The organism is Gordonia sp. LMA484, from assembly GCF_058129505.1.
Genome location: NZ_CM176700.1, coordinates 1,145,578 through 1,160,521 on the forward strand (window position 1 = coordinate 1,145,578; position 14,944 = coordinate 1,160,521).

The window sequence follows — 14,944 nt, forward strand, 5'->3', positions numbered from 1 at the left end:
TGGTCTCGATTCGTTCCTCGCCTGGCGGCTCGGATCTACTCGACCAGCGGTTGGGGCGGCTCGGATCTACTCGACCAGCGGTTGGGGCGGCTCGGAACTACTCGACCAGCCGGGGGCCGCGGAATTCTTCGACTTGGGATTGCTTCTCAGGCTCCCGGAATCGAAGTGCGCGAGACCATCTCGACGGTCTGCGGTTGGCCGGTCTCGAGGGCCTTCACGCCGGCCGCGCAGACAGCTGCGGCGGCGTAGCCATCCCAGGCTCCCGGACCGTCGACGTTGTCGCCGCGTCGAACCGCGTTGACCCAGCGCTGGATCTCGACGTCATAGGCGACACCGAACCGCTCGACGAACGACGGCGTGATGTCACCGCCCCAGATCCCGGCGACCTTGCGTCCGTCCCCGGTGTCGGCCTGAACGGGGTTGCGCTGCTTGCGGATCAGACCCTGATCGAGACCGATGAACGCCGAGCCGAGTTCGCCGACGAGTTCGGTGCGCACCTCGTAGGCGACGCCGGTGGTGACGAAGCACTCGACATCCACGTGGCGACCCGATTCGGTGGTGAAGATCGCGATCTGCGGATCCTTCAGGCCCTGCGGGGCATTCGGGTTGGCGCCCGGCGCAATGATCTGCACCGAGGTGATCTCCTCGTCGAAGAAGAACCGCGTCGCGTCGACCTCGTGGACCAGGGAGTCCTTGACGATCATCGAACTGTCGAAGCTCGGCGGTACCGCCGGATTACGATGAACGAAGTGCGCCAGCAGTGGCTCGCCGAACGTGCCATCGTCGATGAGTCCCTTGAGCTGCTCGTACTCGTGATCGAAGCGACGCATGAAACCGACCTGGATGAGCTTGCGGCCCAGCTCGGCTTCACGCTTGACGACCTCGAGCGAGGTGGCGACGTCGGTGGTCAGCGGCTTCTCGCACATCACCGGTTTGCCGGCCTCGAGACACGCGAGCAGTTGCTTCTCATGCGTGGGACCCGGGGTGGCGAGAATGACCGCGTCGACGTCCGGATCGGCGATCGCGTCGAGCGGATCGTTGATCACCCGGCAACCCGGAATGGTGGCGGCGAGTTCCTCGGCCTTCTCCGGGAAGTAGTCGTTGAGCACCGTCACGGTGGCGCCCTTGGTGCGCTCGGTGATGCGGGCGACGTGGTCGGCGCCCATCATGCCGACGCCGAGGACGGCGATGCGCAGATCCGTGGTCATTGGTCTCCTCCGTTGTTCTCGGTCGGGTTGAGGTACGGCCGCTGCACGGCCTTCCATTGTTCGTAGACGTCGTACGCCTGCTGTGTGGACTCCAGTGTGGAGGTCTCCGACACCGGTACGTCCCACCAGGATTCGCTGTCAGGTGCTCCGATCAGCGGGTCGGTCTCCACGTGGATGACCGTGGTGCGCTCGGCGGCTTTCGCGGCCTTGATCGCGTCGGTGAACTCGGCTGCGGTGCCGGCCCGGATGACGTCGGCGCCGAGTGACGCCGCGTTGGCCGCGAGGTCGATCGGCAGCGTGGCGCCCTCGAGTCGGCCGTTCTCGCCGCGGTAGCGGTAGTTGGTGCCGAATCGCTGTGAACCGAGCGATTCCGACAGCGAACCGATCGACGCGAAGCCGTGATTCTGCACCAGGATCACGATGACCTTGAGGTTCTCCTGAACCGCGGTCACCAGTTCGGTCGCCATCATGAGGTACGAACCGTCACCGACCATGACGAAGACGTCGCGGTCGGGGCAGGCCATCTTGACGCCGAGACCACCGGCGACCTCGTAGCCCATGCACGAGTAGCCGTATTCGACGTGATAGCCCTTCGAATCGCGGGTGCGCCAGAGCTTGTGCAGGTCACCAGGCATGGAACCGGCCGCGCAGACGACGACATCGCGTGGATCGGAGGTCTCGTTGACCAGCCCGATGACCGCACCCTGGGTCAGCGCCTCGTCGCCGGTGGCGATGTTGGTGCCGACCGAGGTCGGGGAGTAGGCCTGCTCGACGATGTCGTCCCACTCCTGTGCGAGCACTCCGACACGCTCGCGGTAGGTGGGATCGACCGAGTACTCGGAGAGCAGATCGTCGAGTGCCTCGATGGATTCGCGGGCATCGGCGACCACGCTGTAGCCGCTGTGCTTGACCGAATCCAGGGATGCCACATTGATGTTCACGAACCGGACGTCCTCGCCGGTGAAGGCGGTACGCGATGCGGTGGTGAAGTCGCTGTAGCGGGTACCGATGCCGATCACCACGTCCGCGTCGGCGGCCAACGCGTTGGCGGCGGTGGTGCCGGTCGAGCCGATGGCGCCGACGGACTGCGGATGATCGTAGGGCAGTGAGCCCTTACCGGCCTGACTCTGGCCGACCGGGATTCCGGTGCGTTCACAGAAGCGGGCGAGTGCGTCGGTGGCGTGGCTGTAGATCACGCCACCGCCGGCGACGATCAGCGGTCGCTTGGCCGAGGCGATGATCTCGGCGGCCTCGGCGATGACGCGGCGCTCCGGCAGCGGGCGGGCGACATGCCAGGTGCGTTCGGCGAACAACGATTCCGGGAAGTCGAAGGCCTCGGCCTGCACATCCTGGGGGATGGCGACGGTGGCGGCGCCGGTCTCGACCGGGTCGGTGAGGACGCGCATCGCGCCGAGCAGGGCGCCGGGCAACTGCTCGGGGCGCCAGACCCGATCGAAGTAGCGGGACACCGGCTTGAACGCGTCGTTCACGGTGACGTCGCCGGATGACGGGAGCTCGAGTTCCTGCAACACCGGGGAGGTGGCGCGGGTGGCGAAGGTGTCGGCCGGCAGCAGCAGCACGGGCAACCGGTTGATCGTCGCGAGGGCGGCTCCGGTCAGCATGTTGGTCGCGCCGGGCCCGACCGAGGCGGTCACGGCCCACGCCTGCAGCCGGTCCTTCATGCGGGCGTAGCCGACGGCGGAGTGCACCATGGCCTGCTCGTTGCGGCCGAGCACGTACTTCAGTGACAGCTCGCGGCCACTGTTCACATCGTCGATCTCGTTCTGCAACAACGCCTGACCGAGGCCGGCGACATTGCCGTGTCCGAAGATGCCGAAGCAGCCGGCGAAGAACTTGGACCGTTCCCCGTCACGCTCGACATACTGGTTGGCGAGGAAACGCACGGTCGCCTGGGCGACAGTGAGACGGACGGTCGGTTCACCGTGGGGGGTGCGGACGCCGGTGACGCCGCCGACGCGTCCGGAATTGATCGGTGCCACGATGGCTTCTTTCTGGTCGGTGGGGTGGGTGTTCGGGGTGGGTGCGGGATCTCGATACGCCCTCGGCTGGCGCCTCGGGCTACTCGATCAGCGGAGGAGCGCCTCGGGCTACTCGATCAGCGGGAGGAGAGCCTCGGGCTACTCGATCAGCGGAGGAGCGCCTCGGGCTACTCGATCAGCGGGAGGAGAGCCTCGGGCTACTCGATCAGCGGAGGAGCGCCCTCGGCCGGCATGGGGGCTGGAGTGTGCTCCCGCTGATCGAGTAGCCGCGAGCTTGCGAGTGGCGTATCGAGATCCATCAGCGGGACTGCTTCTCGTGCAGCGGAAGTCGCGGATCGACTTCCTGGTGTTCCCAGCTGCCGCGCAGCCAGGTGTGGGCGGGGTCGTCGCAGATCTTCCAGGCGCGTTCGTCGCCGGGGCCGGCCATCACGTTCAGGTAGTACATGTGGTAACCGGGCGCGGCGATGGACGGGCCGTGGTATCCGTGCGGCACCAGGACGACGTCGCCGCTGCGCACCTCCTCGAGCACCTCGATCGGACGCTCGGGGGTGCCGTAGACCCGGTGATAGCCGAATCCTGATGAGCCATCGGCTCCCTGATCGATCTCGAAGTAGTAGATCTCCTCGAGCTGCGACTCCACCTCGGAGTTCTCGTCGTGCTTGTGTGACGGGTAGCTCGACCAGTTCCCGCCAGGGGTGATGACCTCACAGGCGATGACCGAATCGGCCTCGAACGCGTCGGCGGTGCCGAAGTTGTGTACCTGGCGGCTGCAGTTCCCGGCTCCGCGCAGTTCGACGGCGACGTCGGCCGCCGGGACATAGCGGAACGGCAACCGTTTCTTCGCGCGGGCGCCGCACAGGGCGAACCGCCCGCCGGCCTCGCTGCTGACGGTGAACTCCGAATCGCGACCGACGTAGGCGAAGTCGCTCGGCCCGTCGAAAACGCTTGCGCGACCTTCGAGGCGGAAGGACAGCCCACGGGAGAACACCGTGGCCGACCCGGACAACGGTACGACGATGATCTCGTCGTCGCCCGAGTCGCGGGTGATCGACTCACCGGCACCGAGTTCGACGACGAACAGCGACGACTCGGTCCAGCCGGCCGATTCGGGTGTGACGTCGACCGTCAGGGGCGCGGTACCCGAGCCGGCGGGTATGTAGTACTTCGAGTTCACCTCTGTCTCCTCTCAGCTCACCAGGTTCACCGCGGTGTCGACCGCGGTGGCCACATCGTCGTCGCCCGGATAGAGCAGCGTGCGTCCCACGATGAGGCCGCGCACCGACGGAATACGCAGGGCACGTTCCCAACTCGCGAAGGTCTCGTCGGGGGCGGTCTGCGGGTCACCGCCCAGCAACAGCGTCGGGAGGGTGGTGGCGTCCATGACGCGCTCCATCTCGTCGACCACCGGCAGCTTCAGCCAGGTGTAAGCCGAGGTCGAACCGAGGCCTTGGACGATGTGCATTGACTTGATGACGGCGTCGGCGCTCAGGTCGTTGCGGACCTTGCCGTCGACCCGCGAGGACAGGAACGGTTCCAGCATCGCGATCGACCGGCCGGCGGCGAGTTCGTCGACGGCCGCGGCGCATGCGGTCATCATGTTCAGCGTTCCGGGATCGGCGAGATCGACACGGCACAGCATCTTGGCGCCGTTGAGACCCGAGTCGATCGTCCACTTCGCGGTGGCGGCGGTCATCCGGTCATCGAGTTCGAACGATGCGCCGGCGAGCCCGCCGCGGTTCATCGACGAGAACACCACCTTGTCCTCGAGCGCGCCGAGCAGCAGCAGGTCGTCGAGGATGTCGGAGGTCGCGAGCACACCGTCGACGCCGGGGTTGGCCAGCGCGGTGCGCAACCGATCCAGCAGATCGGAGCGGCTGTTCATCGCGGTGGGGTTCGATCCGACCGCCAGCGCGCCACGCGCCGGGTGGTCGGCGGCGACGATCATGAGCCGGTCGGTGCCGGTGACGGTCGAGCGTCGTCGGCGTCGCGCCCAGGCCTCGGCGATCGCCCCCGGGTGGGTGGCGCGCACAGCGGTGACCTCGGCGTAGGTCGTGCAGGTCGGTGCGGTGATGCCGTTGGGACCGATGGTCGTTCCCGAACGGCCCGCCTTCGTGGCGACCTCAGACATTGATCTTCTCCTGTGCGTTCGTGGCGGATTCGGCGAGTGCGGAGACCTCGTCGGCGGTGGGCATGGCGGTCGAGCATTCGAGTCGACCGGCGACGATCGAACCCGCCGCATTGGCGTGGCGGAGGATCTTCTCCAGCGGCCAGCCCTCGAGCAGTCCGTGGCACAGGCTTCCGCCGAAGCTGTCGCCGGCGCCGAGGCCGTTGACGACATCCACCGGGATCGGCGCGACCTCGACGGTCTCCGAGCGGGTCTTGCCGAGCACGCCGCGCGGGCCCTGCTTGACGATGGCCAGTTCGACGCCGAGGTCGAGCAGTGCGTCGGCCGCCGCATGCGGGTCGGTCTCACCGACGGCGATCTCGCACTCCTCCTTGTTGCCCACCGCGACGGTGACATGGGCGAGGGCGCGCCGGACCTGCTCGGTGGCGGCTTCGGGGGTGGACCAGAACATCGGGCGGTAGTCGAGGTCCAGAACCGTCAGCGACTGCCGACCGCGGGCTTCCCACGCGGCGAAGTGCGCGCTGCGCGACGGCTCCTCGGACAGTCCGGTGACAGTCGACCAATACAGCCGGGCATCGTGCACTGCCGTGACGTCGACGTCGGCGACCTCGATCTGCAGATCCGGGGCGGTCGGCTTCCGATAGAAATAGAGCGGGAAGTCGTCCGGCGGGAAGATCTCGCAGAAGGTCACCGGGGTGGCGTACACGTCGTCGATGCCCACATAACGGTTGTCGACGCCGAGACGCTCGAGCTCGCCGCGAACGTACCGGCCGAACGGGTCGTCGCCAACGCCGGAGATCAGCGCGCTGGTATGTCCCAGCCGGGCCGCCGCCACCGTCACGTTCGCCGCGCTGCCGCCGAGGAACTTGCCGAAGCTGGTGACCTCTTCGAGGCCGACACCGATCTGTTGTGGGTAGATGTCGACACCGCTGCGGCCGATGGCCAGCACATCGAATGTGGGTGTCTCGTGTTGTGCGGTCACGTACTGCTCCCTGCTGGTGGTTGGACAGGTGGGGGCCCTGCGGTCTGACGTCGGGCCTTCGTATCCACTGGCATCCACTGTGCGTCAGTTCACATCCCAAAGTCAAGACTTTGTCCTGACATTCTTACCTGGCATAGTGAGTGTCACGGATCACAGGGGTCATAGGCCCTCGTTGAAAGGACTCTCAGATGACAGCGGACACCGCTACTGCCGCCGGCTTCGACACACACGAGAAGGCCGGCGTCGTCCTGCCGGTGGGCATCATCGGTTTCGGTTGGATGGGTCGCGCGCACGCGCAGGCCTATGCGCGCCTGCGTCACCACTATCCGCACATCAGGCCGGTGCCGCGACTGATGGTCATCGCCGACGAGGTCACCGACCGCGCTGCCGAGGCCGCCGCCCAGTTCGACGTTCCGTCGACCGTCGCCGACTGGCGCGAGGTCGTCGCGGATCCGACCATCGGTGCGGTCAGCGTGACGGCGCCGAACTTCCTGCATCGCGAGATCGGGGTCGCGGTCGCTGCCGCGGGCAAGCACCTGTGGATCGAGAAGCCGGTCGGTTTGACCGCCGGTGACGCCCGTGCGGTCGCCGCGGCGGCACGTGACGCCGGGGTGGCCACCGCCGTCGGATTCAACTATCGCAACGTGCCCGCCGTCGCCGCGGCCCGCGAGCTCATCGCCGCAGGCGAGATCGGTGAGATCACCCACGCCCGGTTCCGCCTGTTCAGCGACTATGCGGCTCATCCGGACGGTGCGCTGAGCTGGCGTTTCCAGCGGGATCGCGGCGGCAACGGGGTGCTGGGCGATCTCGCCTCACACGGTGCTGATCTGGTGTGGTTCCTGCTCGGCGACATCGACTCCCTGGTCGCCGACACCGCGATCTTCGTCGCGGATCGGCCGAAACCGACCGGGGCCACCTCCGGTCATCAGCTCGCCTCCGGCGGCGAACGTGGGCCGGTCGAGAACGAGGACTACGTGTCCGCGCAGATGCGCATGGCGTCGGGGGCCCGCTGTGTGCTGGAGGCCAGCCGGGTGTCGGTCGGGGCGCAGAACTCGTACGGTTTCGAGATCCACGGCACGGCCGGTGTCGTCCGGTGGGACTATCGGCGGATGGGTGAGCTCGAGGTCGGTCGGGGTGACAACTTCCAGGACATGCCGGTCGCGACGCGATTCGTCGGCCCGGGAAGCGGTGACTATGCGGCCTTCCAGCCGGGCGCGGCGAATCCGATGAGCTACGACGATCTCAAGGTGATCGAGGCGGCACACTTCTGTGCGTCGATCGCCGGCGAGGCCGGCGGCGCCACGATCGACGACGCGGTGCGCAGCGCCGAGGTGCTGGACGCGATGACGACATCGGTGCGAGAGGCTTCCTGGATATCACCGGCGTCGATGAGGTGATCGGCGGCTTGGCGAGACGGCGACGGGGGGCGACGCCGGGCCCCGCGGACTTCCCGTACGCCCTGGCCCTGCTCGGGGCCGGCGCGATGTTCATGGAGATCCTCGACGCCACCATCGTCGCGACCGCGTTGCCGGCCATCGCTGCCGACCTCGGCGTGCGGCCGTTGGACGCGACCGTGGTGGTGACCGCGTACCTGATCACCCTCGCGGTTCTGATCCCGTTGTCCGGGTGGGTGGCCGATCGTTTCGGTGTGCGACGGGTCTTCCTCGTTGCCGGGGCGGTGTTCACGCTGGCATCGGCCGGCTGCGCGCTGGCGCCGGACCTGACGACCCTGGTCGCGATGCGTGTGCTGCAGGCGGCGGGTGGCGCGATGATGGTGCCCGTCGGCCGGCTCGCGGTGCTGCGGACCGTGCAGCGATCGCAGTTGGTGCGCGCCATCGCGTATCTGACCTGGCCGGCGCTGATCGCGCCGGTGGTGGCGCCACTCATCGGCGGTCTGATCGTGACGCACTCCGACTGGCGGGTGATCTTCGCGATCAACATCCCGATCGGCGTCGTCGGTCTGGGTGCGGCCGCGCTGTGGTGTCGTCCGGCCGAGAGTCATGCCGGCCGCCGACGACTCGATGTCGCCGGCGTCGCACTCACCACCCTGGCGGTCGGTGCCGCGATGTTCGCCGCTCAGGAGGTGGCCGCGGATTCGCCGCGGTGGGCGGTGATCGTCGGGTGTGTCCTCGCCGCAGCTGTTCTCGGCGCCGGCGCGGTGCGCCGGATGCGGGTCTCGCCACATCCCTTGCTCAACCTGGACGTGCTGCGCATTCAGTCGTTCGCCTCGGTGGTGGGGTTCGGGACGGTGTACCGCCTGGTGATCAGCGCCGTGCCGTTCCTGCTGCCACTGATGTTCCAGCTGCAGTTCGGCTGGTCGCCGGTCGCCGCAGGCGCCATGGTGACCGCCCTGTTCGTCGGCAACGTCGGCATCAAGCCACTCACCACACCGATGATGCGGCGGTGGGGTATCCGCCGTGTGCTGGTGGTGGATCTGGTGGTGTCCGTGGTCGCGTTCGTCGCGCTGGCGGTCCTGGGGCCCGGTACCGCGACGGCGGTGATCGTGGTGGTGCTCGTGGTGTCCGGCGCGCTGCGGTCGATCGGCTTCTCCGCCTACAACACCCTGGCGTTCGCCGACGTCGACGCGGCCGAACTCAGCGACGCGAATGCGGTGCACGCCGCGGTCCAGGAGCTGGGGTCGGCCTTCGGTGTCGCGCTCGGCGCGGTCGCGGTGTCGGCGTTCGCCGCCGTCACCGTTTTACCGGCCGGCGCTTACTCGGCGACGTTCCTCGTCCTTGCCACGCTCATGGTGCTGTGTGTGTACGGGGCGGCCCGTCTGCCCGCCGGAGCCGGTGAACGCGCCGTGCGACCAACCTGAAATAGGTATTTAGGACCGAATGTCCTTACAAAGTCTTGACAGGGCGGGTGTGACGGGTATTACATCTACGACAGGAGGGTGTTCCCTCGAACACTCTGCATACCGAGAGGAAGAGTCAACGATGCATTCCACGCAACGTCGCCGGTCGCGTCGGCTGATCGGAATCGCCGCGGCCCTGTCGTCCGCCGCACTGATCATCGCCGGATGTTCCAGCACCGGCGGCGCCCCCGACGACAACGGCGACGGCGGGGGCGGCGCAGGCAACGCGGGTACCCCCACCAAGACCATCGCGATGATCACCCACGAGGTGCCGGGTGACTCGTTCTGGGACCTGATCCGCAAGGGCGCCGAGATGGCCGCCAAGAAGGACAACATCAAGCTCCAGTACTCCTCCGATCCCGAGGCACCGAATCAGGCGAACCTCGTCCAGACGGCGATCGACAGCAAGGTCGACGGCATCGCGCTGACACTGGCCAAGCCCGATGCCATGGCCCCGGCGGTCAAGCGGGCGATCGACGCGGGTATCCCGGTGGTGGCGTTCAACTCCGGATTCGATGACTGGAAGGCGATGGGCGTCCAGCAGTATTTCGGGCAGGACGAGACCCTGGCCGGCAAGACCGCGGGCGAGCGGCTGACCCAGGAGGGCCGCAAGAAGGTTCTCTGCGTCATCCAGGAGCAGGGCCAGGTCGCCCTGGAGTCGCGGTGTGCCGGTGTGAAGCAGGGATTCACCGGTGGCGGCTTCGAGATCCTCAACGTCAACAGCAAGGACATGCCCTCGGTCGAGGCGACCATGACGGCCAAGCTGCAGCAGGACCCGTCGATCGACACGGTCGTCACCCTCGGCGCGCCGATCGCGCAGACCGCGGTGAAGTCCAAGGGCAACGCCGGTTCGCAGGCCGAGGTCGTCACCTTCGACACCAACGCGGCGTTGGTCGACCTGATCCAGAAGGGCGACGTCAAGTGGGCGATCGACCAGCAGCCGTACGTCCAGGGCTATGAAGCGATCGACTCGCTGTGGCTCAACCTCACCAACGCCAACACCATCGGCGGTGGCCAGGCCGTGTTGACCGGACCGGCGTTCATCGACCAGTCCAACATCGACGCCGTCGCCGAGTACGCCAAGGGCGGAACCCGCTGACCGCGGGCTCACGAAGGGAACCCCGATGAGTACACAGCAAGATCTCGACCTGTCCACGCACAAGGTCGTCACCGATGAACGAGTGAGACGTCAGAAGCCGTTCCAACGGCTGCTGTTGCGCCCGGAGATCGGCGCCCTGTTCGGCGCGATCGCGATCTTCATTTTCTTCTGCATCGTCGCCGCGCCCTTCCGGACACCGGAGGCATTGGCCACGATTCTGTATGCGAGCTCGACCATCGGCATCATGGCTTGCGGCGTCGCCGTGCTGATGATCGGCGGCGAGTTCGACCTCTCCACCGGTGTCGCAGTGACGTTCTCGTCGCTGGCGGCGTCGATGCTGGCCTACAATCTGCACCTCAACGTCTGGGTCGGAGCGTTCCTCGCGCTGATCCTCGCTCTGTGCGTCGGATTCTTCAACGGCTTCCTGGTGATGAAGACCAGGATCCCGTCGTTCTTGATCACCCTGTCGACGTTCCTGATGATCACCGGTATCAACCTCGCGGTCACCAAGCTCGTCACCGGTCAGGTTGCGACGCCGTCGATCTCGGACATGCAGGGCTTCGACTCGGCCCAGAAGGTGTTCGCCTCGTCCTTCGACGTGTTCGGGGTGTCGGTGCGGATCACCGTGGTCTGGTGGATTCTGTTCACCCTCGCCGCCACCTGGGTGTTGATGCGCACCCGGATCGGCAACTGGATCTTTGCCGTCGGCGGTAACCAGGACTCGGCGCGCGCGGTCGGTGTGCCGGTCACCGCGGTCAAGATCGGCATGTTCATGTTCGTCGGCTTCTGCGCCTGGTTCGTCGGCATGCACCTGTTGTTCGCCTTCGACACCGTGCAGTCCGGCCAGGGTGTGGGCAACGAGTTCTTCTACATCATCGCCGCCGTCGTCGGTGGGTGTCTGCTCACCGGCGGTTACGGCACGGCGATCGGTGCGGCCATCGGCGCGTTCATCTTCGGCATGGTCAACCAGGGCATCGTCTACGCCGGCTGGAATCCCGACTGGTTCAAGTTCTTCATGGGCGTGATGCTGCTGTTCGCAGTCGTGGCCAACAACGCATTCCGCAACTACGCGGCGAAGAGGTGAGAGCAGAGATGAGTTCAGCAATCGAGACCAAACCCGAATCCGAGTCCAGCGGTGGCAAGGTGCCACTGATCGAACTGCGCAACGTCGGCAAGTCCTACGGCGCCATCATCGCCCTCAAAGACATCAGTCTGCGGGTGAAGGCGGGCGAGGTGACCTGTGTGCTCGGCGACAACGGTGCAGGCAAGTCCACCCTGATCAAGATCATGGCCGGTTTGCATCAGCAGACCGACGGCGAGTTGCTGGTCGACGGCGAGGAGACGAAGTTCGAGTCGCCCAAGCACGCGCTCGAGGCCGGGATCGCGACGGTCTACCAGGATCTCGCCGTGGTCGGCCTGATGCCGGTGTGGCGCAACTTCTTCCTCGGCCAGGAACTCCGCAAGGGGCCGTTCCGGACCCTGGACATCCAGGCGATGCGGGCCACCACCAAGGAAGAGCTGTTCAAGATGGGCATCGACCTGCCCGATGTGGACGCGCCGATCGGTTCCCTCTCGGGAGGTCAGCGCCAGTGTGTGGCGATCTCGCGCGCCATCTACTTCGGTGCGCGGGTGCTGATCCTCGACGAGCCCACCGCGGCGCTCGGCGTGAAACAGTCCGGCACCGTCCTGCGCTACATCTCGGCTGCCCGGGATCAGGGATTCGGCGTCGTGTTCATCACGCACAACCCCCATCACGCGCACATGGTGGGTGATCACTTCGTGCTCCTCAACCGTGGACGCCAGAAGCTGGACTGCACCTACGACGAGATCACCCTCGACGAACTCACCCAGCAGATGGCCGGCGGCGACGAGCTCGACACACTGTCGCACGAGCTGCGGCGCTGACAGCCGGGCAAGGCCGGTGACAGACGACCCGCTCGGCTCCGCACGGAGCCGAGCGGGTTTTCCAATTCCCGGCGTGACGATGACCGCGCGGGATACGTTTTCTTCGCTGAGGAAAGGGCGGGGGAATGGCTGACCAAGGACGCCTGGTGGGCGTGGTTTTCGGGGCGTCGAGCGCCTTCGAGGCCACTCTGGTCGATGAGTTGTACGGGGCGGCCGAGCGTGCCGGGTACCGCTTGGCGCTGGGACTGCACACCGCCAACCGGACGCGGGAGCGTGCGGTCACCGATCTCGCCGGGCAGGGGTGCGCGGTCGTCATCGTGGTCGGGGCCGAACACGGCGACCGCATCGGAGTCGACGTCCCGATCGTGGTGATCGGTGAGCGCATCCCAGACCTCACCGCGGTCACCATCGGGACCGACGAATGGCGTGGTGCCCACCTGGCGGTGCAGTACCTGATCGACCTCGGCCACAGCTCTATCGTTCACGTCGAGGGTGGTGACCACCCGTGTGCCGCCGAACGCCTGCGCGGATATCTGGGTGCGATGACCGCGGCCGGCCACCGCGACGAATGCCGGACCCTCGTGGGCGACTACACCGAGGAGGCCGGTGCGCTGGCCGCCGAGCGACTCCTCGCCGAGGGAAACCTGCCGACCGCGACGTTCCTGGCCAACGACCGGATGGCCGTCGGATTCATCGATGTCATGCGGCACAACGGGATACGAGTTCCCGAGGACATGTCGGTCGTCGGCTACGACGACGGGCCCCACGCAGTGCTCGGGCATGTGAACCTCACGACCATCCGGCAGGACGTCGTCGGACTCGCCCGCGCCGCCGTCGACGCAGTGGCATCGCTGACGGGCGATTCCGGCCGGGTCGCCAACACCGGTGGCGTCGGTTTCTACGGCGCCGTTGCTCTGGAACCCGAACTGATGGTGCGCGGGACCTCGGCCCCGCCCGCGGGCGGCGATCCGGCAACCGCCGGCGCCCCGATTCGGTGGGGCCTGCTCGCCGACACCTGTGATGACGCGTTGGTCCGTGAACTGGGCACGCCCGGAACCGTTTCCGGTGCCATCGAAGTCGTCGCGAGCGCATCCACCGCGGTCGCCTGGGAGATCGCCGACCGGCTCGGCATCATGGTCAGCTACGGGATCTACGAGGACCTCATCGACGACCCCGACATCGACGCCATCTTCGTCGCCCTGCCCGCCGATGCTCGCGAGGTGTGGGCCACCAAGGCCCGTGAGGCGGGCAAGACCGTGCGGTGCGCCTCGGTGGTCGCCTGAAAGTTCTTCCCCCGGCTATCGTTTCGTCCTGCGGCGGCAGTTGGGGGGCGAAACAACACCCGGGGGAAGAACCACCCGGAAGCCTGGTCAGACAGTCTGGTCAGGCGGCCTCGTCGAGTCGGTTGCGCTCCTCGAGTGCCTCGATGGCGTTGCGCGCGAAGACCTGCTGCTCGGTGATCGCGAGCTGAGTGCGGCTGCGGCTGGTGAACGCGAACAGCCAGTCAACGAGGGTGGTGAAGCGGTTGCGGAAGCCAACGAGGTAGACCAGATGCAGGACGAGCCACCCGATCCAGGCGACGAACCCGGCCAGTTCGATGCTGCGTGAGGTGCCCGGGATCGGGATCTTGGCCACCGCGCTGAAGCGGGCGATGGTCGCCATCGAACCCTTGTCCCAGTAGGAGAACGGCTTGCGCGCGTCCGGCACCCGGCCTTTGAGGCCGTCCTTGATGGCCGCTGCCGCGTACTTGGCCCCCTGGATCGCGCCCTGCGCCATGCCGGGCACACCATTGACCGCCGCCATGTCGCCCACGACGAAGACCTCCGGGTGATCGGGCAACGTCAGGTCGTCGCGCACCTTCACGCGGCCGGCGCGGTCGAGTTCCACGCCTGTCTGCTCGGCCAGCTGGCGTCCCAGTGGGCTCGCCGCGACACCGGCCGACCACACCTTGCACTGGCTCTCGATGCGGCGCCGGGTGCCGTCGGCGTCCTTGACCACCAGGCCGTGATAGTCCATGTCGACGACCATCGCACCCATCTGGATGTCGACACCGCTGCGCGCCAGCCGTGCGGTTGCACGGTCGCTGAGTTTGCCGCCGTAGGGCGGGAGGACCACCGGTGCCGCGTCCAGCAGGATGACCTTGGCATCGGTCGGATCGATGTTGCGGAAGGCGCCTTTGAGGGTCTTGGTGGCCATCTCTGCGATCTGCCCGGCCATCTCGACGCCGGTCGCGCCGGCACCGATCACCACGAAGGTGAGGAGCCGTTCGCGCTCGGTCGGATCGATCGACAACTCGGCCTGTTCGAAGGCGCCGAGGATGCGGCCGCGCAGTTCCAGCGCGTCGTCGATCGTCTTGAGACCGGGCGCGAACTCGGCGAACCGGTTGTTGCCGAAGTACGACTGGTCGGCACCGGCCGCGACGATGATGCTGTCGTAGCCGGTCAGCGTGGTCCGTTGCAGCAGACGAGAAGTGACGGTGCGGTTGCGCACGTCTATGTGCTCGACATCGCCCAGGACCACCCGCACGTTGTCCTGTTTACGCAAGATGACGCGCAGGGGAGGGGCGATCTGACCTTCCGAGATCACCCCGGTCGCCACCTGGTAGAGCAGGGGCTGGAACAGGTGGTGCGTGGTGCGGGCGATCACCGTCACGTCGACGTCGGCCTTGGCCAGTTGCCGGGCTGCGGTGAGGCCACCGAAGCCCGAACCGATGATGACCACGCGATGACGCGGGTCGGTGGTGGTGATGGTCGAATCGGAATTCATCT

General features: G+C 66.9%; 12 protein-coding genes. 6 read left to right on the top strand and 6 right to left on the bottom strand.

Annotated features, from left to right (window positions below; genetic code table 11):
- Positions 1-146: 146 nt before the first annotated feature.
- The 5 genes from AC4AMJ_RS04770 to iolC form a co-directional block, all read right to left on the bottom strand.
- Complete coding sequence (locus tag AC4AMJ_RS04770) at positions 147-1,208, bottom strand: Gfo/Idh/MocA family protein (protein WP_489896712.1); 1,062 nt, start codon at positions 1,206-1,208, stop codon at positions 147-149.
- Complete coding sequence (iolD, locus tag AC4AMJ_RS04775; protein WP_489917392.1) at positions 1,205-3,208, bottom strand: 3D-(3,5/4)-trihydroxycyclohexane-1,2-dione acylhydrolase (decyclizing); 2,004 nt, start codon at positions 3,206-3,208, stop codon at positions 1,205-1,207. The genes AC4AMJ_RS04770 and iolD overlap by 4 nt, the downstream gene beginning before the upstream one ends.
- Before the next feature lie 298 nt (positions 3,209-3,506).
- Entirely contained in the window at positions 3,507-4,382 is an 876-nt protein-coding gene (iolB, locus tag AC4AMJ_RS04780) for a 5-deoxy-glucuronate isomerase (protein ID WP_489917393.1), read from the bottom strand.
- A 12-nt stretch (positions 4,383-4,394) separates the two neighbouring features.
- Positions 4,395-5,336 carry a Cgl0159 family (beta/alpha)8-fold protein gene (locus tag AC4AMJ_RS04785; protein ID WP_489917394.1) on the bottom strand — a complete coding sequence of 314 codons (942 nt, stop codon included), beginning with the start codon at positions 5,334-5,336 and terminating at the stop codon, positions 4,395-4,397.
- Entirely contained in the window at positions 5,329-6,315 is a 987-nt protein-coding gene (iolC, locus tag AC4AMJ_RS04790; RefSeq protein WP_489896708.1) for a 5-dehydro-2-deoxygluconokinase, read from the bottom strand. The genes AC4AMJ_RS04785 and iolC overlap by 8 nt, the downstream gene beginning before the upstream one ends.
- A 188-nt stretch (positions 6,316-6,503) precedes the next feature.
- Between iolC and AC4AMJ_RS04795 the strand changes: the two genes are divergently transcribed.
- The 6 genes from AC4AMJ_RS04795 (at position 6,504) to AC4AMJ_RS04820 (ending at position 13,459) form a co-directional block, all read left to right on the top strand.
- Positions 6,504-7,712 carry a Gfo/Idh/MocA family protein gene (locus AC4AMJ_RS04795; RefSeq protein WP_489917395.1) on the top strand — a complete coding sequence of 403 codons (1,209 nt, stop codon included), beginning with the start codon at positions 6,504-6,506 and terminating at the stop codon, positions 7,710-7,712.
- An 86-nt stretch (positions 7,713-7,798) separates the two neighbouring features.
- Positions 7,799-9,133 (top strand): MFS transporter, encoded by a 1,335-nt coding sequence (locus AC4AMJ_RS04800; RefSeq protein WP_489918373.1) that lies wholly within the window; start codon positions 7,799-7,801, stop codon positions 9,131-9,133.
- A 121-nt stretch (positions 9,134-9,254) separates the two neighbouring features.
- The gene (locus AC4AMJ_RS04805; protein WP_489896706.1) at positions 9,255-10,271 is read left to right on the top strand and encodes a substrate-binding domain-containing protein; all 1,017 of its coding nucleotides are present in this window, start codon (positions 9,255-9,257) and stop codon (positions 10,269-10,271) included.
- A gap of 25 nt (positions 10,272-10,296) precedes the next feature.
- Positions 10,297-11,355, top strand: a complete 1,059-nt coding sequence (locus AC4AMJ_RS04810) for an ABC transporter permease (RefSeq protein ID WP_489896705.1) — start codon at positions 10,297-10,299, stop codon at positions 11,353-11,355.
- Between the two features lie 8 nt (positions 11,356-11,363).
- The gene (locus AC4AMJ_RS04815; RefSeq protein WP_489896704.1) at positions 11,364-12,176 is read left to right on the top strand and encodes an ATP-binding cassette domain-containing protein; all 813 of its coding nucleotides are present in this window, start codon (positions 11,364-11,366) and stop codon (positions 12,174-12,176) included.
- Between the two features lie 125 nt (positions 12,177-12,301).
- Positions 12,302-13,459 (top strand): LacI family DNA-binding transcriptional regulator, encoded by a 1,158-nt coding sequence (locus tag AC4AMJ_RS04820; protein WP_489917396.1) that lies wholly within the window; start codon positions 12,302-12,304, stop codon positions 13,457-13,459.
- 100 nt (positions 13,460-13,559) lie between these two features.
- Here the strand turns inward: AC4AMJ_RS04820 and AC4AMJ_RS04825 are convergent, their stop codons facing one another.
- Positions 13,560-14,942 (bottom strand): NAD(P)/FAD-dependent oxidoreductase, encoded by a 1,383-nt coding sequence (locus tag AC4AMJ_RS04825; protein ID WP_489917397.1) that lies wholly within the window; start codon positions 14,940-14,942, stop codon positions 13,560-13,562.
- Between the last annotated feature and the right edge of the window lie 2 nt (positions 14,943-14,944).

Bases quoted from the DNA above. Each gene is read 5' to 3' on its own strand.
- AC4AMJ_RS04805 (WP_489896706.1), top strand. From the start codon at position 9,255: ATGCATTCCACGCAACGTCGCCGGTCGCGTCGGCTGATCGGAATCGCC.
- AC4AMJ_RS04815 (WP_489896704.1), top strand. From the start codon at position 11,364: ATGAGTTCAGCAATCGAGACCAAACCCGAATCCGAGTCCAGCGGTGGC.
- AC4AMJ_RS04800 (WP_489918373.1), top strand. From the start codon at position 7,799: ATGTTCATGGAGATCCTCGACGCCACCATCGTCGCGACCGCGTTGCCG.
- AC4AMJ_RS04770 (WP_489896712.1), bottom strand. From the start codon at position 1,208: ATGACCACGGATCTGCGCATCGCCGTCCTCGGCGTCGGCATGATGGGC.
- AC4AMJ_RS04785 (WP_489917394.1), bottom strand. From the start codon at position 5,336: ATGTCTGAGGTCGCCACGAAGGCGGGCCGTTCGGGAACGACCATCGGT.
- AC4AMJ_RS04825 (WP_489917397.1), bottom strand. From the start codon at position 14,942: ATGAATTCCGATTCGACCATCACCACCACCGACCCGCGTCATCGCGTG.
- AC4AMJ_RS04795 (WP_489917395.1), top strand. From the start codon at position 6,504: ATGACAGCGGACACCGCTACTGCCGCCGGCTTCGACACACACGAGAAG.
- AC4AMJ_RS04810 (WP_489896705.1), top strand. From the start codon at position 10,297: ATGAGTACACAGCAAGATCTCGACCTGTCCACGCACAAGGTCGTCACC.
- AC4AMJ_RS04820 (WP_489917396.1), top strand. From the start codon at position 12,302: ATGGCTGACCAAGGACGCCTGGTGGGCGTGGTTTTCGGGGCGTCGAGC.